This is a genomic window from Arthrobacter sp. ISL-85 (genome assembly GCF_018613675.1).
Classification (GTDB): domain Bacteria; phylum Actinomycetota; class Actinomycetes; order Actinomycetales; family Micrococcaceae; genus Arthrobacter.
Genome location: NZ_JAGGPQ010000014.1, coordinates 28,115 through 48,376 on the forward strand (window position 1 = coordinate 28,115; position 20,262 = coordinate 48,376).

Annotated in this window: 22 protein-coding genes and 2 pseudogenes; 15 read left to right on the forward strand and 9 right to left on the reverse strand. The window is 62.2% G+C overall.

Features of this window, described 5'->3' with window-relative positions; genetic code table 11:
- Positions 1–73: 73 nt before the first annotated feature.
- The 5 genes from J7I84_RS10780 to J7I84_RS10800 all read right to left on the reverse strand — a co-directional run bounded on the left by J7I84_RS10780 (position 74) and on the right by J7I84_RS10800 (position 2,640).
- Complete coding sequence (locus J7I84_RS10780; RefSeq protein WP_214944347.1) at positions 74–490, reverse strand: CBS domain-containing protein; 417 nt, start codon at positions 488–490, stop codon at positions 74–76.
- Between the two features lie 205 nt (positions 491–695).
- Positions 696–1,049, reverse strand: coding sequence for a hypothetical protein (locus tag J7I84_RS10785; RefSeq protein WP_214944349.1), 354 nt, complete (start codon positions 1,047–1,049; stop codon positions 696–698).
- Positions 1,050–1,086: 37 nt separating this feature from the next.
- Entirely contained in the window at positions 1,087–1,584 is a 498-nt protein-coding gene (locus J7I84_RS10790; protein WP_214944351.1) for a hypothetical protein, read from the reverse strand.
- A gap of 564 nt (positions 1,585–2,148) precedes the next feature.
- Positions 2,149–2,289 carry a hypothetical protein gene (locus J7I84_RS10795; RefSeq protein WP_214944352.1) on the reverse strand — a complete coding sequence of 47 codons (141 nt, stop codon included), beginning with the start codon at positions 2,287–2,289 and terminating at the stop codon, positions 2,149–2,151.
- Between the two features lie 93 nt (positions 2,290–2,382).
- Positions 2,383–2,640 (reverse strand): hypothetical protein, encoded by a 258-nt coding sequence (locus J7I84_RS10800; RefSeq protein WP_251046471.1) that lies wholly within the window; start codon positions 2,638–2,640, stop codon positions 2,383–2,385.
- A 517-nt stretch (positions 2,641–3,157) separates the two neighbouring features.
- Between J7I84_RS10800 and J7I84_RS10805 the strand changes: the two are divergent.
- From J7I84_RS10805 to J7I84_RS10815, 3 genes and pseudogenes are all read left to right on the forward strand, one after another.
- Positions 3,158–3,384 (forward strand): annotated as a pseudogene (locus tag J7I84_RS10805) (TetR/AcrR family transcriptional regulator); the annotation flags it as partial.
- Positions 3,385–4,518: 1,134 nt separating this feature from the next.
- Complete coding sequence (locus tag J7I84_RS10810; protein WP_214944354.1) at positions 4,519–4,719, forward strand: hypothetical protein; 201 nt, start codon at positions 4,519–4,521, stop codon at positions 4,717–4,719.
- 466 nt (positions 4,720–5,185) lie between these two features.
- Complete coding sequence (locus J7I84_RS10815) at positions 5,186–5,734, forward strand: helicase associated domain-containing protein (RefSeq protein WP_251046472.1); 549 nt, start codon at positions 5,186–5,188, stop codon at positions 5,732–5,734.
- Between the two features lie 173 nt (positions 5,735–5,907).
- Here the strand turns inward: J7I84_RS10815 and J7I84_RS10820 are convergent.
- Positions 5,908–6,437 (reverse strand): annotated as a pseudogene (locus J7I84_RS10820) (GyrI-like domain-containing protein); the annotation flags it as partial.
- Positions 6,438–7,638: 1,201 nt separating this feature from the next.
- Here J7I84_RS10820 and J7I84_RS10825 point away from each other — a divergent pair.
- Positions 7,639–8,580: a ParA family protein gene (locus tag J7I84_RS10825; RefSeq protein ID WP_214944358.1), complete on the forward strand. Its 942-nt coding sequence runs from the start codon at positions 7,639–7,641 to the stop codon at positions 8,578–8,580.
- 134 nt (positions 8,581–8,714) lie between these two features.
- Positions 8,715–9,329, forward strand: a complete 615-nt coding sequence (locus J7I84_RS10830) for a hypothetical protein (RefSeq protein WP_311381119.1) — start codon at positions 8,715–8,717, stop codon at positions 9,327–9,329.
- A 185-nt stretch (positions 9,330–9,514) separates the two neighbouring features.
- Here J7I84_RS10830 and J7I84_RS10835 read toward each other — a convergent pair whose 3' ends face one another.
- Positions 9,515–11,338, reverse strand: a complete 1,824-nt coding sequence (locus J7I84_RS10835; protein WP_311381120.1) for a helix-turn-helix domain-containing protein — start codon at positions 11,336–11,338, stop codon at positions 9,515–9,517.
- A gap of 229 nt (positions 11,339–11,567) precedes the next feature.
- Positions 11,568–11,804, reverse strand: a complete 237-nt coding sequence (locus tag J7I84_RS10840) for a hypothetical protein (RefSeq protein WP_026264817.1) — start codon at positions 11,802–11,804, stop codon at positions 11,568–11,570.
- Positions 11,805–12,164: 360 nt separating this feature from the next.
- On the opposite strand from J7I84_RS10840, the gene J7I84_RS10845 reads away from it, so the two are divergent.
- From J7I84_RS10845 to J7I84_RS10860, 4 genes are all read left to right on the forward strand, one after another.
- Positions 12,165–12,659 carry a hypothetical protein gene (locus tag J7I84_RS10845; RefSeq protein ID WP_251046473.1) on the forward strand — a complete coding sequence of 165 codons (495 nt, stop codon included), beginning with the start codon at positions 12,165–12,167 and terminating at the stop codon, positions 12,657–12,659.
- A gap of 203 nt (positions 12,660–12,862) precedes the next feature.
- A complete protein-coding gene (locus tag J7I84_RS10850; protein WP_214944364.1) occupies positions 12,863–13,654 on the forward strand; it encodes a hypothetical protein in 792 nt (263 codons plus the stop codon).
- Entirely contained in the window at positions 13,655–14,272 is a 618-nt protein-coding gene (locus J7I84_RS10855) for a phosphatase PAP2 family protein (protein WP_311381121.1), read from the forward strand.
- A gap of 92 nt (positions 14,273–14,364) precedes the next feature.
- Entirely contained in the window at positions 14,365–14,823 is a 459-nt protein-coding gene (locus tag J7I84_RS10860; protein WP_214944366.1) for a hypothetical protein, read from the forward strand.
- Positions 14,824–14,962: 139 nt separating this feature from the next.
- On the opposite strand, the gene J7I84_RS10865 is transcribed toward J7I84_RS10860, so the two are convergent.
- Positions 14,963–15,292, reverse strand: coding sequence for a helix-turn-helix transcriptional regulator (locus tag J7I84_RS10865; RefSeq protein ID WP_214944368.1), 330 nt, complete (start codon positions 15,290–15,292; stop codon positions 14,963–14,965).
- A gap of 183 nt (positions 15,293–15,475) precedes the next feature.
- Here J7I84_RS10865 and J7I84_RS10870 point away from each other — a divergent pair, with 183 nt between their 5' ends.
- Genes J7I84_RS10870 through J7I84_RS10895 form a run of 6 tightly spaced genes read left to right on the forward strand, consistent with a single transcriptional unit; the run spans position 15,476 to position 20,261 of the window.
- The gene (locus J7I84_RS10870; protein WP_214944370.1) at positions 15,476–16,555 is read left to right on the forward strand and encodes a CHAP domain-containing protein; all 1,080 of its coding nucleotides are present in this window, start codon (positions 15,476–15,478) and stop codon (positions 16,553–16,555) included.
- Positions 16,552–17,067: a hypothetical protein gene (locus J7I84_RS10875; RefSeq protein ID WP_214944372.1), complete on the forward strand. Its 516-nt coding sequence runs from the start codon at positions 16,552–16,554 to the stop codon at positions 17,065–17,067. The genes J7I84_RS10870 and J7I84_RS10875 overlap by 4 nt, the downstream gene beginning before the upstream one ends.
- A 43-nt stretch (positions 17,068–17,110) precedes the next feature.
- Positions 17,111–18,568 carry a chromosome partitioning protein ParA gene (locus J7I84_RS10880; RefSeq protein WP_214944374.1) on the forward strand — a complete coding sequence of 486 codons (1,458 nt, stop codon included), beginning with the start codon at positions 17,111–17,113 and terminating at the stop codon, positions 18,566–18,568.
- Positions 18,569–18,606: 38 nt separating this feature from the next.
- Entirely contained in the window at positions 18,607–19,221 is a 615-nt protein-coding gene (locus J7I84_RS10885) for a DUF6668 family protein (protein ID WP_214944376.1), read from the forward strand.
- The gene (locus J7I84_RS10890) at positions 19,218–19,487 is read left to right on the forward strand and encodes a hypothetical protein (protein WP_214944378.1); all 270 of its coding nucleotides are present in this window, start codon (positions 19,218–19,220) and stop codon (positions 19,485–19,487) included. Before J7I84_RS10885 ends, J7I84_RS10890 begins: the two co-directional genes overlap by 4 nt.
- Before the next feature lie 27 nt (positions 19,488–19,514).
- Positions 19,515–20,261 carry a hypothetical protein gene (locus J7I84_RS10895; RefSeq protein ID WP_214944380.1) on the forward strand — a complete coding sequence of 249 codons (747 nt, stop codon included), beginning with the start codon at positions 19,515–19,517 and terminating at the stop codon, positions 20,259–20,261.
- Position 20,262: the final 1 nt, after the last annotated feature.

Sequence of the window (20,262 nt, forward strand, 5' to 3'; positions counted from 1 at the left end):
GGGATCTTGGACCGCGCCGTGCAGCTCGCCGCATCACTCGCATGGCTTGGAGCACAAGCTTTAGCAACACGCCCTAGTAGAACGAGATGAGCTCTACGAGCTCGCCCACTCGATCTTCCGGGTAGTTCCTGGCGACGTCGGCCTGGGTAAGAATCCCTACAAGGTCGTGGCCATCGATGACCGGCAGCCGGCGGACCTGGTGCTCTCCCATTACCCTGATGGCTTCTTCAACCGAGTCGTCTGCGCCGATCGTTACCGGCTTTCCCTGCCCGAAATCACCAGCCACAGCCGCGCGGGGGTCACCACCTTCGGCGAAGCATTTGATGACCATGTCGCGGTCGGTAATCATGCCCTTGAGCCTGTTGTCCTCCCCGCAGATGGGCAGCGCGCCGACGTCAAGCTCCTTCATTTTCCGGGCAGCCGCTTCGAGCGTTTCATTTTCACCAATGCACTCAACGCCGCCGGTCATGATTTCACGGACTGTAGGCATGGCGCTCTCCTGATGTTGGTAGTTCCGGTATTTAAGTCGCACCAGGCGTGCCGGCGTCCGGTCGCGACAGGCGCGTTTCGGTCACGGTTAAACGGTAGGGACGCAGGACGACAGTGTCCAGATCGAAAACAGGACCTGCGGGCCGGTACGGACGCTGAGGTTGTTTTCGTTGGGGGCCCGCTGCCACTGCCTCCGAGCGATCGCCCTAGCGAGGACCCACGTACCGCAGCCAGCCTCTGATAAAGAGTATTTCGATGATGCCGTCCAGCAGGTAGACCTTGCTGATTCGACCTTGGGTGGCGTAAATGATGTCGATGGCTGCCAACGTGGCCGCTGTTCCGATACCGAGACGTTTGGCTGCGGAACCGCCTCCAACACCCGGGGCAGCCCGGATTTGCTCGGCACCGATGGTGATGAGCAAGCCCGCAACGGTGCGGACGAGCCATTTATCGGTTTTCGGTCCGCTGACCGTTTCGAAGCTGCGCATGTGCAGCAGGGGCCAAAGGCCAGTGGCGAGATTGAAACTGCCATGGAGTTTCGCCAGTTGTGCTTCTTCCACCCTTTTTCTCCGTTCCGGCAGGACGAAACCTGCATTCCTAGTGGCTCATGGTCCCGGCGCGGGATTCGAGTACCGGCCGGATCCAGCGGTCAGCGACGACGCCTGTGGTGATGGAATAGACGGCCTTGTGCAGCACGTCGACAATCTGGTCCTGACGGGTCCAGGTGGAGGGCGGGGCTCCCATGCCGGTGGCGTTTTCGAGTGTCTGGTCGAACGCCAAGCGTACGCCTGTGTGCTTGGTGTTGGCCAGCGCTCCCCGAATGCCTGTGACCGACCACATTCCGCGAAGAACTCCCAGCAGCGCTCCGGTGCCCCAGTGCATTGCGTGGTTCCACATCAAAGGCTCGTCCGCCTGGCCCGGCGTCCTGCCCATCAGGGTCAGCAGTGTCCGCGCAGGAACGTATGAGTTCGGCCGCCCGGTGACGGCCTGTTCCACCTTCTCGCCCACCGTCATTGCTGCGACTCCTGCCAGGCCGCACATGGCGCCCTTGGCCCCGGCAGCGGCCAAGGTTCTTATCCGTCGTGGTTCCTGCATCTGCTGGCACTCCTATCTGCTTCGGCGCTACTCAAATCCCGCTGGTTCGATTCCTCTACCCAGCAACGCTGCGCGGCTAACCTGTCCGAACCAGCGCCCTGTGCGGTTATGCGTCGAAGCAGGTGCGGACGTTTGGTTCTCCTGATATCGATGTGACCACGTGGGCCAGGGAAACGTCGGGAACGTGCACCGCCTCCCGCTCCCGGATTGCGCTGAGCGAGGGCCCCGGCTTGAGGCATACTGCAACTGGTCGATACGGTCCGCTTCTTCGTCGCTGCTTGCCACGATGACCGGTTTCTTGGGCCGGATCAGGGTGATGCTGCAAAACGCACCGGCAGAGCCGGTGAGGGTGCGAGGTGTGAAACGTGCAAGTTCGGTGAGCATGTCGCGGACGTCCTCGCTCTGCAGGACGAATTCGACGATGTGTTCCGGCGGGAGCTGGGATGTGTCCTTGGCCATCATTGGCCTCGTTCCCTTTATGCCGCCCAACGCCCCGGCAACGGGGACTTGGTCAGGCTCTGGAGCCGCGTGGAGGGCGGCCGCAACTCTGCCGGAGCAGGTGGTTCAGCTGTTTCCGGTATGGACGATGCTTTCCTGATCCTCTTCATGGGCCGGAGCGTCAGCCAAGCCATCGGGGGTGAGGTCAAGATCCTCAACACCGGTATCCGTCACTGCATGGGGCGTGGTTGGGCTGGTATCAGTCATGGTCACTCTGCCTTCAGGTTCTGCCGTGGGTACGGGGGGCGGGATGGTTCAGGGTGGGTCCTGACGAACGCGCTCGACAGGTGCGGCCGCATCTCAGACCACGGGGGGGTAGCTGGCCAGGATGTAATCGGCGGCTGCGGGGCATTTCTTCATGTGGAGGTGTTCCCCTGCGCCGACCCGTTCCCGGATCGCGGTCCAGAAGGCGTGCTCTGCCTCGGGCTCCTGCCCGGATACGCAGCACCAGCTGGTGTACAGGCCATAGAGGGAGTCCCGGTCCAGGTGGGTTCCCGGTTCGCGGTCACGGTAGGTGGCTGCCTCAAGGAACTGGTCGAACTGTAATTGCGCCATCATGGCTCTTTTCAACAGGTGCAGTTGTCCACCATCAGGCTCGAGGCCTCAGAACCAGTGCCCTGCACGGGACACACGGTCAGGCTAACAACGATGAGGGGACAATCCCGGCCCGGCATCCCCTGGCGGGAATCCTGCGCCGGGACTCGTCCATTCTGGCCGGAAAGCCAGGAGAGAGCGGTTACGCGTGGGCAGTATCGGCGCGGGTGCCGGGGTTCTGGTTCTTGGTCCGAGGGGTCATGCGGTCCTCCTAAAGGTGAAGTGAGCAGCCTGGACGGCTATGCAAACTCTGATCCCTTTACTGAAACCATGTTGACAACTTCTCTACACTGTAGACTTTACTCGTAGAGTAAAGGGTAAGCAAGCTTAACGCACACATAAAGCGTCGACGTTTGGCGTGATGAACAGGACGACTTCGCAATGGCCCCTCCCGAACGCACCCCCAACAACGCAGGATCCCGGAAAGTGCCCCTGAGCAGGGCCGTTGTCCTTTCCGCCGCGCTGGAACTCGTGGACGCCGATAGGTGCCGGCTTCTCCCCCACCGACGCCCTTCACGTCTACCGGGCCTACTACGGCTTCCTTTACGGCCACATCCTTAACGAACTCCAGGAATACATCGTGGACCCGGAAGAAAACGAAGCAATCTCCGCCTCGGACTGCACCACCTGCCGACAAAGGAATTCCCCCACCTCCGGGCACTCGGCCCAGTCCTCGCGGACTACGACGGCGACGCCGAACTCGACTAAGGACTCACCATCCTCCTCACTGGATTGAGCGCCCAACTCGCCAGCCACGACCCCCACCGGGTCACTGAGGCACAGAACTTAACCGAAACCCGTGGATGGTGCGGCAGAAGCGGTTCCCGCGGGTGAGAAACTCAGGTTCTCCTGCGCAGAAAGTTGACAGACCTTGAGGAGCAGAAGCGATGATCAAGAGGAGTCGTGTAGCAGAGTGCGGCCATCCCGGAGTGAATACTCATCTCCGCGCCGGGATCAGGCAATGCCTGGAGTCCCGCCGATGGCCCTGCAGGGCCATCGGCGGGACTTTCATTTGGGGGACGCGCAGGATCAGGGAACGCACACGCCGGTGCCGCCAGAGAATCCTGGCCTCTACAGTGCTCTGGTGCCACAGCGAAGTCTGCGGCCCGCTACGAATTGAACTCGAGGCAGGACGGTAATACCGACCATTTTTTGTACGGGCAACAGACCCGAACGCTCGGGGCGGGCAAGGAATGCTCTCAACTTGCCCGCCCCGCGTTACTGGTGCTGCTCTGGCCGTCTCAAGCTGTCCGACGACCAGGTGTTACTGATGCTGCACTGGCCGTCTCAAGCTGTCCGACGACCAGGTGTTACTGATGCTGCACTGGCCGTCTCAAGCTGTCCGACGACCAGGTGTTACTGATGCTGCACTGGCCGTCTCAAGCTGTCGACGACCAGGTGTTACTGATGCTGCACTGGCCGTCTCAAGCTGTCGACGACCAGGTGATACTGCAACGGTGCTTCCCCCCAAACAGGCAACTAAAGCTACTTCGAGCGGGGGAACTTCCGTTCTCTTTTTCTTACGCAAAAAAATATAACGACACTCTGAAACCTCGTCAAATCGCCTTTGGGCGCTCTGAGTCAGGTCGCCTTTTTGCGGTTGCTCGGGGCCTACCTTGGAGGACACCCAAGGGGCAGGCGCGCCGCAGTCGCTAGATAGCCGGCTTACAAGCGTCCGGCGAGGGATCCTCGACTGGGGCAGGTATGCGCCTCTAGCGGATGGAGCGCCTCCGCCCCTCGCTTGTTTCTTGGGTCTCTTCGAGGTTGGTTCGCTTCCGTCTAAAATACTCCCTTCGCGGGTTTCCGAATCGTCTGGAGTGCCGCTAGTGAAAGGGACGTGCCATGTCAGCCAGTTTGCGGATCACTCCTACAGATCCTTTCCCTGAGGATCTGGAAAAGCTGAAGGACGAGAAGTTGCAGGTTCTCGACAGCCAGGTCCATCGTCAGCTAGACCACGAAATCGTCACTGCGGGTGAATCTCACCCAGAGACAGAGTTTCGCCACCAGGAGCTTGATATGGAGTTCGAACACCGCGACAACTAGATGCCCAGTTCCTTGAAACTGGGCCATCGAGTTCGCCCGGGTGGGCATGCATCCAATCAGGCCAGCGCTGCTGTAGAGAACCTATGCCGGGCCAGCCAGGGTGGACATCAAAGAAGGCGCACTCCCGGAAAAGCTCAAACCCGAGGCGCAATACCACTGGGTGAGTCATACCCCAGCCAGTCCACAGCCTCAGACTGCCAGCTGCTCACGGAGCAACCGGGTAAAGACTTACAGACCATGGGGAAGTGTCCGGCCAGGCAGAATGCCAAGCGGTGGGTAGTTTACGGTGAGAGAAGGTTCCGGAAGGGGCGCTGGGCGAACGCGGGAAGAAGGTCGGCGTATGGGAGCAGCCCGGCGTGCGGCACCTAACGCGGAGTGGGTTCAGATGTACCGTATGGGCCTGCCCGCTCCCAGAATCGCTTCCTTGTCCGGCGCCGCCGGGTCCACGGTGCGGTACCACCTGCGAATGGCTGCCCAGAAAGATCCGGCCCTCCGGGAACAGCACGCGCAGGCCACCCCGGCCACTCCCCCGAGGGTGGACAACCGCAGCCTGGAAAACCTCGAGGACATTCTTGCGCTGTACCGGACAGAAGGCCGCCTGCCCAGCAGCCGTGCGAAGTCGGCGCGGGAGCGTACCCTGAGCAGCTGGCTTGGACGCAAACGCCAGGAATCCGAGACCGGGAGGCTCTCCGCCGTCGTTAGAGACCGTCTCCGGGAAATCCCGGGCTGGGACGCGCCACGAAAACAGAAGGAAAAGCGCGCAGCGCTGTGGAACCAACGCCTGAGCGAACTCGTGAAGTATCGGGCGGAAGGCAACGACTGGCCGCTGCACAAGAAAGCCGCCACCGAGCAGGAGCGGCTGCTCGGAGTATGGATCCACAGCCAAAGAATCACCCACCGCAAGGGAACTCTGACGCCGGCAAGGCAGGCACGGCTGAACACAGAACTGCCCGGCTGGCGCCAGGGCCGGCCACGACGTGGCGGCCGTCCCTCGGCGCGTCAACTTGAAAAGTAAGTATGCTTTCTATTAGCTTGGTGTCAGCTTCTCCGCCTGTCCCCCATCAAGCGGAGTGGTCGCTAGGAAAGCCCCGTATCACGTTCTCGTGCTGCGGGGCTTTTCGCTATCCTCCACCGGCACTCAACGCCGGCGGGGACAAGCTGCCCGACTAGGAGCGTTCTACTGGGAGCTTTTACCGTGAGCCACAATTCGCAGCTGGCGATACTGAAATCAGCAGCGCGGTCAAGGACTGCCACGATCGAGGGTCCGGGCCGGAGCCGCCACGGGTTGGACGGGAACCAGTCGGTGGCCGTGGCTGCCCATGTGGACTGCAGAACCGCGGGGTACGCCCCTTCGGTGTGGAACACCGCCCAGGTGCCTGCAGGGACCTCGAACGCATCGAGCACCTCGGGCACCGGAGTCGTTTCGGTGACGGCGACGCCATGGAGGTAGGTCAGCTCGCTGCCCTCTGTGTAGTCCGGGTCACGTCGGCGCTCACCTGGAACAGACCCACGGGGTCGGTGTTGCTCAATTCCTTGAGCCGGGCGTGCTCTGCTGATGGGAGTGAGGCGATGTGCGCCTGGATGTGCGGGTTTGGGCCGTGGTGAATAAGCGGCACACTGGCCGAACGGTCGATGAGTCGGAATGCCGGACTATCTGTGATGCGAGTGTCAATTGTGGTGTTCCCTTCTACGGTAGGGCGGAACCTGAGCTGCGGTTGTCGATCTCCTCAGTGAGGTGACCGCCGATGCAATCGACGAGTTGGTTGAGCGCTGATCATCGGACGCTCTGCTGTCCATCCAGGGATCCCGCTGCGGGCTACACCATGCGCCAAATAGCACTGTGAAAACGCCGCCATTTATCGCTAAACGTCAGACCGCTCATCAAGGACAACGGGCATGCGTGCAAAAACGGTGGTTTTCGACTGCACACTGTGGAGTCGGCCACGTGACTAACATGAAAGTCTTGCCGTTCCGTCCGGGCTTCCCTTCATGGCACTCAACGGAAAACTTCCGGCCGTGCCCCGGCCGTCGGGGAAACGCTCGCACCAATCTGGCACCAGCCGGGAGAAAGTCTCCCTGGCGCCCATTAGAAGGCACCACCACCGCTCCCGGTGTCCTCCCCCGCACATGCGCAGGTCCTTCAGAACAGGCTCAGTTGGCTAAGCGGGTCGCCTGGCCTTGGGTAACGTGTACATCGCACGTTGACTGATCCAGCTGGCGGTCACGTCGTCATTGGGCGGGCTGCATCCTAGAGGTACTCCTGCAGCTCGACAGCCTGTGGCTCCGAAGTGGCTAGTGGCTGAGGATTGGCACAAGTGGGTTAACTGCCTACTCCCCCGCCCGTGGCTGCCTCTGCACAAGCCAGCGGCTAGCATGGGCTGCAGTCGCAAGACTAAAGCGCCTTCCCCCGTTGCTCCCTAGGTGCCGAGCGCGTCTCTCGACCAACGACTTTCATGCCATAAGACACGCCATAGGTCCTATTGGAGGCCACAGTCTGCCCTATGGCAGGTTGCACCGCGTGCCGTCACACTCTGCAGATCATATGGATCCATGTAGACATTCAAGTTACACCTCCCGTTGCTCACCACGCTTTCCTCCCAACTAGGATTCCGGCTGGCGATCACGTTTGCACACACATGGGCCCATCAACTACCCGGACCGCCGAGATATGCACGGGAGGCCAAACCATTTATCTAAGATGCGACTCAATTGCCAGTCTGACGGGAGCTATCACAGAAGGCACCGTAGGGATGCCAGCGTGGCACTCAGTCGTGGATATAACGTGGCGTGCAACGGAGGGACTCATTCGATGAATTGTGGTGTCCCAAATGCGTGTCACTGCCATCATTCCCGGAGAAGTGCACATAGCGTTGAACGCAGGACAACATGCCCCTCACCAAGTAGGAGAGTTACAGGCCGATGGCACGATCTCTGCAAACCCCCGTACCGCCGAGACCTCAGGCAACGCGCGCCATTGACCGTGTGGTCTCCCTGGCGAACGGCAAAGGCGGAGTGGGCAAGACCACGACTGCAGCCAACGTCGGCGGGTATGTGGCCCTGGCCGGCTCCCGCGTGTTACTGATCGACCTTGACCCACAGGGCGACCTGGCTCGCGACCTCGGATATGAGCGCCAGACAGGCAGGGAACTTTTTCAGGCCCTCATCACTGGCACGACGCCGGTGATCCTGCGTGACGTGCGGGACAACCTAGACGTCATCCCTGGCGGCCAGGATTTGGAAGACATCCAAGGACTTATGGTGTCCCGTTCCAGCCGCTCCGATGCAGGCGACTTCGGCGACATGCTCTACGCCGTCCTAGCCCCGTTGGCGGAGGATTACGACTTGATCCTGATCGACACCCCGCCGGGGGAGCGGATCCTCGTGGAGGGCGCCTTCGCGATCTCCAGCGCCGTCGTCATTCCTACCCGCTCCGATGATGCGAGTATCGACGGAGTCGAACGCATCGCCCGCCGCTTCATGGCGGTGCGTGACCGCAACCCATCGCTGCAGTTGGCCGGAATCGTCCTTTTCGGTGTTGGACCGCGTTCCCTTCGCTTGGAGCGCAGCGTGCGAGAAACTCTGGAAGAGATGCTCGGCACCGTCGCCCCGGTCTTCGAAACCCGCATCAGGAACCTGGAAAGCGCAAGCGCCGACGCCCGTCGCAAGGGCTTGCTCTTCCACGAACTCGAAGGTGCAGTTACCGACGCTCAGAAGAACCGCCTAAAGGCGCTCCGAGCGGGGGAGAAGCCGGCAGACGGCTTCTTTTCACGCAATGCCGGCGGACTGGCTGAAGAGTACGAGCAGTTGACCGGGGAGATCCTCGCCCGACTGAACGAGATCGAAAGCGGTAACCAGGCATGAGCGGCCGACAAAGTCTTGCAGGGGCATTCGCACCTGTAGCGCCTGCCCGCGGCGCAGCACTGCAAGGGTTGCTGGCTCCAAAGCGGGGGAGAGGCGCACCTACCCCGGAACCCAACCCCAAGGAGTCCCCGGAGGTGCCGGCCTGGGAACTTGTACAGGTGCCGCCGGCAGCCGCACCCGAGCTCGCAGATACGCGGGTGCCTACTGAACAGCCGCGGACCGATACTCCGCCTGCTGAACAGGCAACTGTTGAAGAGGCGCCCCTTGAGGCGACAGGGGAGCGGGAGGACCCCAAGCCTTCGTCCGTTCAGGGCACTAAGGCTATCGCTCGGCAGCGGCCTGCGTCCAAGACGGCAACCAGCCCGGCCAAGGCCTCCGAGCTGGTTCCCGGGGCGCTGCGCAACGTAGGGGTGTACCTGCCGCCGGCACTCCTCGCGCAGGTCAAGGATGCCGTTTACCAGGAGCGGACCACATACGCAGACCTGTTAATCGATGCCTTCGAAGCCGTCGACGACAAGCAGATCGCTAAGGAATTCACTCCCGTGACCACGCCGACCAACTCCGGCATGCCCAGGCGCGCACCACGGAAACGGGGAGAAGCGGGCATTCAGATCCAACTGCGTCTCGACGGAGTGCAGGTTGCCTGGCTGGATGAAAAGGTCGCTGAATTTGACGCACCGTCACGTAGCGCGCTGGTATCTACCGTCTTCAAGCTTCATATCCAAGCGGAAAAGTCCGTAGCGGAGTAATGCTGCTCGGCTATGGTAAGCCTTCCAATAGTATTTATGGCATGCCTTACGGCATGCCTTATGGCATGAACGGGGCAGCGCAAGGTACTTCCCAAGGTATAAATACGACAGCTGCCCGGCTGCAAACCGTCCAAGTAGGCGGCCGAACAAACGCGCTTACGCCTGACCGATCCTTGGTCCTGGTTCTATGCCGTTCTGTTGAAAGCCATGTCGGACAGCGACCATTCATCAGGGGGCCCCTCAAACAGTTCCCAGGGATAGTCATCATCGGGGGAGAGCAACTGCGGAACGCAGTCGACGTTCTTTGCGAGCCATTCCCGCCAGATAATCCGGTCGTTGCGATACCGCTGCAACTGGAGGGCCACAGCTTCGAGGACCCCGAACTGTTCGGCGAGCTGCCTTAGCGAGGTGCTAGCGACGATTGACCAGGCCCGGCCTACACCTCGGGAGACCAAGTTCCAGGCGGCGAGAACCTCCAGGGCTTCGTGCACGGCGGACCGGGACAACCGCGTGGCACGGACAATTTCGGATGTCGGCATGGCGGGGGAGTGCTCCAGGGCTTCGTAGACGAAGGCCGCCGGCAGCCCCAGTTCCCGGAACACCGGGCGGAGGGCGTGGATCTTCCCTTTCTGCCAAGAGGCGTCTTCGGCTGCTGCCTTCAGCTCTTCAGGAACGGTCAACATGTAAAGATCGCCCTTGGTTCCACGGGCCTCTTCAACGAGGGTGACTAGGGGATCCTTTTCGCCACGGAGTTCCCGCAAGTGGAGGCCGACGGTGGTGTGGTCGAGTCCTGTGGCGACCGCGATGGACCGGACGCCGAATTCGATAAACCGGGAAGCTGTCTTATGTGCTGCCTCACCCAACGCCCTAAGCACCATCCGTCGTGCCATTCCTGTCCTGGATTCCTGGTAGTTCACCTCCCTAAGGCGCAGGGCACTTCGCCAGCTCCGGATGAACCGATGCTCCGCATCGGGATTAGAAATGGGAGGGACCCCCTTTACCCCTGCCGCCTGTGTATTTGGCTGGCTTGTGGTGGATCTACGGACATTGTCATCCGGGTCGGTTTTTGCGGGCTTTTTGCTCAAGTAGCTGAGGGCTTTCATCCAGTCCCGGCGTAGGGCCGGGAGCCGGTGGCGGGCTGCGTACCGGGCGTAGAAGGAGGCCAGTCCAGGCCATGTCCCCTGGAGCATGCGGCGCTCCACGTCAACGAGCTCGAGGCCGGCGGCCGCGGCGCCGACGATGACTGCCTGGCGCGCGTCCGAATCTGAGGCGTACCGGTTGGTGTCGTACATGCCGCTCTGGGCGAGTGCCTGCATGTCCCGGGACATGCGGCCCACGGGATGGTCCACGATGGGTGCAGAGGAGGTTGCCGGGGTGAAGGTCTCTTCCTGGCGGAGTGCCCTGACGGCCTTGATCTCGGCGGAAAGGTCCTTGGTCATAGCGGCCCAGACCGCTGCGCTGTTGGGCCGACGGGCGATGTCGTAGGCCATGGACAGGCTCATCGCCAGTTCCTGGTGGCCACCTCGCTTGTGCGGTGAGCCAGGGGTTCGCATGCAGCCGTGGAGCAGGTTCTGGTGCGGGGTCTTGTCCAGGGTCCGGTACCGGGTGCCCAGCGCCTCAACAAGATCACGCGCTTGGGAGAAGGTGACCCGCTGCGCCAGCGGGACGTAGACGTGGCGGCCGCCATTGGGGGAGTAATCCTCAATCCACCGGGCCCCGACCGAATGCAGCCAGGTCTGGACCGCGCGGACGTCCGCCTGGACCCAGTCTGTACCTGCTACCGAGGAGTCAAAGTCGAGGAAAATCGCCGCGCAGGTGCCGTCCTTGCCGAAGATCCGAACGGCGGCGGGAAAAGACGGGAGTGTCTCGGTGAGGTTCCGTTCATGTCTCTGTGGATAGGACTTTCCGGAGTCCTTGGAAAGCCGGACCCTGGGCTGACCCGCGAGAACAGGAGCAAGGGCTGCCCACGCTTCGGCTGGCGAGCATGACGAGGAGAGGTTGCGCGACACGCCAGACTCAGATATGGCTGGCGACGCACATGGGTGTCCATGTACGATGTGAGTAATCCTTTCGGGGATTGAGGTACGAAAAAGGGCCGATCCTGCCAGATCGGTTTCATAGCAACACAAAGGATGGCCGTTTTAGGCCTTCCACGACTTACAATCTGATCCGCCGGCAAGCAATCCAGAGGGTAAGTCTCAAGCTTCGAAGGCCCGCCTAGTGCGGGCCTTCTTTTGGTTATGAGGCCATGCGGATGGGCAACTCCTGCTGATAGTCATCCCGGTCGAGTGCGGCCAGGTCTTCCTTGAGCTGTGGCTCGACAACGGACAGAAGGTATTCCGTGACGGTCAGGCCCTTGTGAGCTGCCACTTTGGCGATACCGTCAGCGGTTGGTTCCGGTGAGCGGAAACCAATGAACTTACGCAGCCCCTTGCTAGGACGCCCGCCGCCTCGATTTACTGCTACTGCCGTCATTTGCTCTGTCCTTTGATTTTGTAGCCGCCTAAGCCGCTACAGCTTCATCGTTGTGATGCCCGCCCCGGAGAATCACAGGTAGATCCTTCGCGACTGCTCCGAAACTATCACCGGCCTAGCAGCCGGTTGGGGATTTGTTTTCAGAAAACGGCAGCGTGTCGCTTGTGTGACTTTTCCCGCGACCATCGGGGCCTCCCTTCGGCCAAGCATTCTTTCTTACGTTTACAAACTCCCCGCGTGACAAGCGCAGCTGAGGGCCCCTTGGTAGGGTGTCCCCTTGTTTGACTGATGCTGTCAGGCGCTAAACCATATTACACATCACTGAAATAATTTCAGTGGCATGTTCACTGGGGTGAGAAGTTGACGGAGAACCAATTGTTAGAACCTACGGAGTTGTCCCTGCGGACCATCCAGTCCTTGCAGCTGCCGGCTTCTCCAACTCTCCCGCATCTGATCAGCGCCGTAGAACGGGCATACGGCAAACCATTGGAGTTCGATGAAGTGGCGGATCTTGTTCTGGCGGATGGCGTCACTGGGCGCTGGGTGGATATGCCGGACCGTGGCCTCATTCAGTACCGGCGCGGTCACGCGTTCTGGTGCCGTCATGTCATCCTGCACGAGTTTGGGCACATTCTGCTGGGGCACAAGGGCGAGCCAGCCGACGGCCTCCAGTCCGCGGGCTTCTTTTCCGGAGTTGGTAAGCGGCGCGGGATCAGCTGGATGTGTCGCCCGGCCTCCATTCCCCTCGAAGAGGCTGAGCAGGCCGCAGAAAACCTCGCCTATGCACTGGCACAGCGGCTGGTGACAGGTCAGGACGCCTGCGTCTCCGAGGCGGAACGGATTTTCGGACTGTGATTCAAGCTGCATTCTGGCTGTTGACCCTTGTCTTTGCGGCGCGGTTGTACCTCGTGGCGCGGCATAACGCGTCGTCCGCGTTTCTGGGGGCCACAGGTGTCGGCGTGGTTGGCCTCTTCTGTACCGGCCAAATCGTCCCCGAAAGCACCCTTGACGCTCTGATCGGGGGGACCAACTGGCTACACCTGGTGAGGAACCTCCTTGTGACCGCAGCAGTATGGTTGGTCCGGGAAGGTGTGTTCACCGCGCTGTCCGCTGAACCCGAAGCAAGGCAGCGTGTGACGCGCAGGCCGTTGTTTCTCGGCGCTCTCCTGCTGGCCATAACCATCCCATTCACGTTGCAGTCCTTCGTCCCCACCACGGACGCCTTCGTCCCCGAGACCGTTCAACAGCCCGCGGTCTATAGTTACGCCACGATCTACATGGCAATCCTTGGAGACTTGGGCCTGTCCGTCCTGCAAGTGAGCATTGGTCCGCGAGACAGCCGCACCGTACGCGCAAGCGCCACAGTCGTCGGCACCGGAATGGGCCTCATGGTCCTGGGCTGTGTCGATGAAATCATCTACATGAGCCTGCGCTTCCTCGGCCACCAGGGTGCCGCGACCGATGTGACGCACGGGCTCTTTACACCCCTCTTCTACAGCGGAATCCTGCTCACGTCGCTAGGACTAGGCATACCGCCAATGGTGCGGCTATGGCGCAGACTGGCTCTCGTTGACCGTTTCTGGATCCTCGTGCTCCATTGCAAGTTCCCTGCCGTAAGAAGCACCGCCAAGGTATCGGAGGCGCGGTTGTCGGTTGCGGCGGACGCCTTGGGGCCTCGCCCCGCCGATCGGCTGTACACCTTGGTCATTGCCATCGGTGACCTTCGTGCCGCGGGCCGGCAAGCAGCTTATTCCCCGCCAGCTGATAGGGCGCTTGTCCTGGCTCAGCGGCGGCTGGCCAACACATTCGAGCCCCTTGGGCTGGAGCTTAGGAAAAGGGCGGAAATCTAGGTGGCTACAGACACCCAATTCGCAGTCGTTACCCCTTCGGTGATGCAGCGTTTGGCGCGCCTTTCAACGGAGGTCGCGCAGCCGCCTCTCGTTCTTTCGCTGCTGCTCGTTCTTGCTGCAGTGCGTGACGGGGGAGGGTTCGGCGCCCTGTTCCCTGGGCTCGTGGCCGCTGTGACGATCTGCTTGGCGCCGCTCCTGGTGGTGGTGATTCTGGCCCGCCGCGGGAAACTCACGGATCACCATGTGGGGGACAAGAAGCAACGCCGCCCGGTGATGTTGTGGACGCTGGGATCGGCCCTTGTTGGCTGCGGAATTCTGACACTGATCAACACTCCGGTGACCGCGTGGGCCTTGATTGCCGGCATTCTCGGCGGCATCCTGGCACTGATTATCGTCAGCCCTTTCTGGAAGGTGTCCGGGCATGCCATGACGCTTGGAGGAGCGACGATCTCCTCGGCCATATTGTTCGGAGTCTGGTCAATCCCGTTCGTGATTGCCGCACCTTTGGTGTGCTGGTCAAGGGTGTACCTGAAGGATCACACGCTCTCCCAGGTGCTGGCCGGGTTCGTAACAGGCCTTGTTGTATTCGGATCGGCCTGCGCGCTGATTCTGAATTGACATAGTATTTTTTCTGAACGTTCAGGGTCCCCAGTTTTGGAACAGCAGACCGGTACTACGAACGGCTTGATGCGGCTCCGAGAGCAGGGAAAATGACTGAGGGCACCAACCCCGTTGACAGCAGGACTGACCGGGAGGTCTTGGCGTCCAAGCTGCAACTCCTTCTCGATATCGTGCATGCCAAGGATGCCGCCAGCTTCACTTATGACGAGATCCGAGCCGGCCTGGCTGAACAGGGCTTCAATCTGACGAAGACCCGGTGGCATCGGCTCCTGGCCGGCTCTCCCGATAACCGGTGGGACCCCGAGCTGTTGAAAGCTCTGGCGTATTTCTTTGACGTGGACCCCGACTACTTGCTGCAGCGCAGCGGCCCTGTCCCCGAGCGTGTGGAAGCCGAGCTTCGCCTTATCGAGGCGTTGCGCTTTTCAGAGGTCGAACATTTTGCTGCACGCGTCCTTGGGGAAGTGAACATCGACGCTGTCCGCGCAGTCACTGAGGCCCTCAGAAATCTCCCGGGCCGGTCGCGGCATGAAGGCACCACGCACGACTGAAACAAATTCACTACTGAAATAATTTCAGTAGGATTGGTGCATGCCCCGCTACCTCCCGACCGCCAAAAGCCATTCTTCGGCCCGTCCTGACTGTCATCACAAGGCCAACAGTGACCACAGAGGTAGTGGGACGAGGGGTCTATCCGCCCTCGGAAACGACACCTATAGCTTCGCCAAGAAGCCTGTAGCGCCTCTGGACCTCGTCCCGTGCCAGCAGGTACTGCACCCTCATTCCATTGCGCTCTTCAGTGGCCGGCGGATCCTGAATGGTAATCCCCTCCTCGGTAAGCAATTGCAGATTATGCTTCGCCGTCGCGACTCCGATATTGAGGCCCGCTGCCACCTCTCCGCGCGTGGCAGGTCCGTTCTGCGCCAGGAATCCAATGATGGCCACCCGCGTCAGGTTTCCGAATGCGTTAATGACCGGCTCCAAATGAGCTGTGGTCTTCGGGTGGGCGTACCTGGGCATACCTGCAATCTTGCCGTACCCACGTGTGTGCTCGCATAGCAACACCGTAGCGGATAGTTTAACTAACCGGTACGCTCGAGGCAGAAGTCAGACGCCATCAGGTGAAGACAGATTCAAGTTGGGAGAAAGCACGATGACCAGGTTGCGGTTCGACGCCCGCTGTCACGGTCAGGACCTATCGTGATGCAGCGGAAGCCGCTTGGCCTCGTGGCGCTGATCGTGGTCCCCGGCCTCGTGTTTGGGTTGGTCTTTTCCATACTCCTGCTCCTTGCCCCGGCGAAGGGCGCCGCTGCCGACTGCGGCCCGACAGTCTCGGTGTCGATCAACGGCGATACCAAGGTTGATGGTTACTCCCAGGAGCAGTTGAAGAACGCTGCGGCGATCATGGGTGCCGGCAAGGCGCTGAATCTGCCCGTGAAGGGCCAGATGATCAGCGTCATGGTCGCACTGGGGGAGTCCGGATTGCGTGTTCTGGACCGCGGCGACGTGGCCGGACCGGATTCACGGGGTTTGTTCCAGCAGCGCGGGAACGGTGCGTGGGGAACGTACGCGGATCGGATGGACCCGACCATCAGCGCGACGAACTTCATCAGGGCGCTGCACAAGGTGGATGGCTGGGAGCTGCTGGAGCCGACCATTGCCGGCAACAAGGTCCAGCGCAACGCCGATCCTTACCACTACCAGAAGTACTGGCCCGAGGCCGTGAAACTCGTTCAGGCACTCTCGGATGGCAAGTTCTCGCTGGAAGGCAGCGGCTGCGCTATCCCGGGGCAGTCCGGCGCCGGGGATGACTACCCGTGGAAGAACTCACCGACCTGGGTGCAGGCCGGGACGGGCCCAGCGGTGGCGTCGCCGCTGGGCATGTTCCACCGCGAATGCGTGGACTTTGCCCTGTGGCGGGTCAACCAGCAGATGGGCTCCACCAAAGCACCGTTCAAGTTCCTCAACGGCACCTTCCGCCCGGACGGTCAGAAATTGGGTTCGGCGCTGACGTGGAAGGCCGGCTGGGACGCCAAAGGCTGGGCCACCGGCAACACGCCCCGGGTCGGCGCGGTCGTTTGGTACGCGCCCGGTGCGGGGGGAGCGGACCCTACCTATGGCCACGTCGCCGTGGTCAAGGAAGTCAAGGACAACGGGACCTACGTCGAAGAGGGATACAACGGCAACCCGCCGCCGGATGACCACAACTACTACACCCGGACGGTCAGCAACACGGTCCCGTCAGCCTTCCTGTACCTGCCCATCCAAGAGGAGAAGAAGTGAAAGAATCCCTGGCACTGGCCACGGTGGTGGTGCTGCTGTGCACGGCCTGCGCTCCCGTAGCGAACACCACACCGGTCCCGACGAGCAGCACGGCCGCCAATGCCTCGGCACCTGTCTCCCTGAGCGCAAGCAGCGGGCCGCAGGCCCCTTACGGCACCGTCCCGGCCACCATCGGCATCAGCTGGGACCAAGCCAGCAAGGACGCCGCCGTAGACACCGCGCAGAAGGCCATGGCGGACTTCGCCCGCCCGGGCGTGGAGGACAAGCAGTGGGCCAACGACCTGGCCCGCTGGCTCACGCCGCAGGCAACCGCCGACTACTCCGCCGTGGATCCGGCCAATATCCGCGCCACGCGGGTCACCGGCCCCGCCACCCTGACGATCGATGAGGCGAACGGCTACGGCGTCATGGCAGCCGTGCCCACCGATGCCGGGACCTACACCGTGCAGCTGCTCCGCACCGGCCCGGAAGCCCCGTGGAAGGTCAACCGACTCACCCCGCCCACGTCCTAATCGCCCGCACTTCACCAACCCGTCAACGTAAGGAATCAGGTTCATGAGCACCACTCCAACCGAGGTCCTGGCCTTCCCGAACATCAAGGCCATCATCAGCGACAACGGCACCGCCGAGGTCGTCGTCGCAGGAAACTCCCGCGTCGTCCCGGCAGGGGAGACCCTGCAGGACCTGCGCGACAACGCCCTGGCCCTTGTCGTGGCCGAAGCCAGGACGCTGCAGCGCCCCGTCCGGGTCCGCATCGAGGATCCCGAAGGCCACGGCGAACTGATCGTCCACCCGGGCGGCAACGTCGAATCCGTCTCCTACGAAACCCGCCCAGCCCGCCGCCGCACCGCCGCACCCGCCAGCACGCCCCCTGCGGCCTGCGCCGAAGTTATCGACGCCACTCCAGCGCCAACGCCGGTGAAGCCTGAACCTGCCTGGCCGACGGTGGAACGCCAACCGTGGCCGCCCCTTGCCGCCGAGACCGCGTTGGCCGAGGACGTGGCTCCGGCCGACGATGAGGCGCCGCAGCAGACTGCTGCAACCGATACGCCGGTGACCCTACGCAGTTTGAAGGAGACCTCCTTCCTGGTCAGCGCCCCGGTGCTGGAGCCGGCCACGCAGGGCTGGCGCGGGACCTTGACCCGCCTGGGCTTCCGGATGGACCCCTCGGAGGAGGAACTGTCCGAGCGGGAGGACATCCGAACTGTCAGCCAGCACTGGCCCGGCCCGCGCACCATCGCCGTGGTCAACCGCAAGGGCGGGGCCAACAAGACCCCCACGGTCGTGATGCTCTCGGCGATCCTTGCCCGCTACAGCGGCGCAGCAACCGTGGCCTGGGACAACAACGAATCCCAAGGCACCCTGGGATGGCGGACCGAGAAAGGCGCCCACGACCGCAGCGTCCTGGACCTGATCGGTTCCTCCACCGAACTGCTGTCCCCATCCACGAACGCGGCCGAGATCGCCAAGTTCGTCCACCACCAGACCGCCGACAAGTTCGACGTCCTGCGCTCGGACGAAAACGAAGAAGGCGACCACGAAGTCACCGCAGAGGAAGTGGACATCGCCCACCAGGTCCTCACCCGGTACTACCGGCTGGTCATCATGGACTCCGGCAACACCGCCCGGGCCGCCAACTGGCGGCGGATGATCGACCACACCAACCAGCTCGTCGTCCCCGTCACCGCCATCGAGGACCGCGCAGAAGCAGCCCGGCTGACACTGCAGACCCTCGAATCCCGTGGTGGCCACGACGCCGAGCTGGCACGCAACGCCGTCGTGATCGTCTCCGAATCCACCGACGCCAAACGCAGCATGACCGGCGATGCCCTCAAGCGCGCCAAAGCCGAAGCGCAGCGGATCGCGGACGGCTTCGAGCCGTTCGTGCGCGCCGTCGTCCGCATCCCCTACGACCCCGCCCTAGTGAACGGGCCGATCCGCTACGAAGCGCTCCAGCCCGCCACCCAGCGCGTATGGCTCGCGGCAGCGGCCGCCGTCGCCAAAGGCTTCTAGAACATCCCCACGGAACTTGAGAGTTGAGAGGAGGAACCATGCAACAGACCCTGAACCCCTGGGTTACCCGCCCCACGACCGATGAACCGGCCGAGGAAACCAGGACTGCGGCCGTCCCACCGCCGGCGGCCATCAGCACACCACTGCGGGGCATGGTCGAGCCAGACGCGGCAGACCGGCTGGCGACCCGCACCATGGCCGGCACAGCCCGTCTCTGGGTTGTCGGTACCCACGGCGGAGCCGGTGAAAGCCGGATCACTGACCTCATCGAATCTGCCCGTTCCACGGACCATTGCTGGCCGGTCCTCCCCGGCGGCGGCAAGCCGCAGGTGCTGCTGGTCTGCCGCGCAGACATGAGGGGCCTGACAACAGCCAGGAACGCACTCACCCAATGGGTGTCAGGCGCCACCCCGAAGGTCGACCTGCTCGGCCTCGCCGCCCTGGCAGACGCCCCGGGAAAAACACCCAAAGCACTCCGGGACTTCACCGCCCTCGTAGGCGGCGGAGCACCACGATCCTGGACTCTGCCCTGGGTGGACGCCTGGCGGCACAAGGACACCACAGCACTGCCAGCCGCCCGCGAATACCAGCGCTTCATTACCGACGTGACCGCCCTGGCCACAGCAAGCAACCACCGAAAGGTCTCACCATGAACACGTTCACTGCACTCTCAACCAGCGTCATTCCCAACCCCACCCCCGTCGTCCCGGCGCAGGCCGGCGGCCTGCTGACCATCCTGAACTGGGCCTCCGGTATCGGCCTGGTCCTCGGCGTCCTCGGCGTCATCATCGTCGGCATCGGCATGGTCATCCAGCTCCAACGCGGTGAAGGCGCACAGGCAATCGGCAAGCTCGGCTGGGTCCTCATGGGCTGCATCATCATCACCGGCGCCGCAGGCATCGTCCGCGCCTTCGTCTAAACCAGCACCATCAACGGGAGGTTCCGTATGAACCAGTCAACAGAGAACACCACCCAAAGCAATCCGTTCACCAAACCCGGCTTCCTCACCGCCGCAGTGCTGGTCGTCGCGCTGGTCGCAGCAACCATCATCATCTTCCTGCTCCCCAAAGGACAGGGCAACGCCCAGCCCGCGCCTGCCCCGGCAGAAACCAGCGGTTCAGCCACTGTCAGCCCCAGTGCTTCAGCTGGGGCCAACAAAAGTGTCTGCGGACTTCCCGCTAGCAGCGAAACCGCACTTGGAGCAGCACCTCAGTCCAAGTGGGAGCTGCTAGGAACCATGGCTGTTCCCGCAGAGCCGTCAACGGCAGGTCCTGGAAAGGTCGGCACGGATGGGCTGAGGTCCTGCTTTGCGCAGTCCCCGACAGGAGCTCTCTACGCGACGGCGAACATCTGGGCGGCGTCGTTCAACGGCTATGCAAAACAGGTTTACCTGGAACTGGCCGCTGACAGCCCCTCACGGGACAAAGCGGTACACGCCATACAGGAAGGCAAGGATGTCGGTGGCGGGGCGTCGCCGAAGGTTCAGATCGCCGGCTTCATCATCCATTCGTACAGCCCCGAAGCAGCAGTAGTAGAGCTAGCGCTCAAAAGCAACGATGGCGGATACGGCGCTCTCTCAACGTCACTGCTGTGGGAAAACGGCGACTGGAAACTGGACATGCCCGCCGCCGGGGGAGGCATGGTGCGCCAGATCAGTGACCTAAGTTTGTTTATCCCTTGGGCTGGCGTCTGAC

Coding starts and splice junctions, on each gene's coding strand:
- J7I84_RS10780 (WP_214944347.1), bottom strand. CDS start 490: ATGCCTACAGTCCGTGAAATCATGACCGGCGGCGTTGAGTGCATTGGT.
- J7I84_RS10790 (WP_214944351.1), bottom strand. CDS start 1,584: ATGCAGGAACCACGACGGATAAGAACCTTGGCCGCTGCCGGGGCCAAG.
- J7I84_RS10795 (WP_214944352.1), bottom strand. CDS start 2,289: ATGACTGATACCAGCCCAACCACGCCCCATGCAGTGACGGATACCGGT.
- J7I84_RS10800 (WP_251046471.1), bottom strand. CDS start 2,640: ATGATGGCGCAATTACAGTTCGACCAGTTCCTTGAGGCAGCCACCTAC.
- J7I84_RS10810 (WP_214944354.1), top strand. CDS start 4,519: ATGTCAGCCAGTTTGCGGATCACTCCTACAGATCCTTTCCCTGAGGAT.
- J7I84_RS10815 (WP_251046472.1), top strand. CDS start 5,186: ATGGCTGCCCAGAAAGATCCGGCCCTCCGGGAACAGCACGCGCAGGCC.
- J7I84_RS10825 (WP_214944358.1), top strand. CDS start 7,639: ATGGCACGATCTCTGCAAACCCCCGTACCGCCGAGACCTCAGGCAACG.
- J7I84_RS10840 (WP_026264817.1), bottom strand. CDS start 11,804: ATGACGGCAGTAGCAGTAAATCGAGGCGGCGGGCGTCCTAGCAAGGGG.
- J7I84_RS10860 (WP_214944366.1), top strand. CDS start 14,365: ATGACTGAGGGCACCAACCCCGTTGACAGCAGGACTGACCGGGAGGTC.
- J7I84_RS10865 (WP_214944368.1), bottom strand. CDS start 15,292: ATGCCCAGGTACGCCCACCCGAAGACCACAGCTCATTTGGAGCCGGTC.
- J7I84_RS10870 (WP_214944370.1), top strand. CDS start 15,476: ATGCAGCGGAAGCCGCTTGGCCTCGTGGCGCTGATCGTGGTCCCCGGC.
- J7I84_RS10880 (WP_214944374.1), top strand. CDS start 17,111: ATGAGCACCACTCCAACCGAGGTCCTGGCCTTCCCGAACATCAAGGCC.
- J7I84_RS10885 (WP_214944376.1), top strand. CDS start 18,607: ATGCAACAGACCCTGAACCCCTGGGTTACCCGCCCCACGACCGATGAA.
- J7I84_RS10890 (WP_214944378.1), top strand. CDS start 19,218: ATGAACACGTTCACTGCACTCTCAACCAGCGTCATTCCCAACCCCACC.
- J7I84_RS10895 (WP_214944380.1), top strand. CDS start 19,515: ATGAACCAGTCAACAGAGAACACCACCCAAAGCAATCCGTTCACCAAA.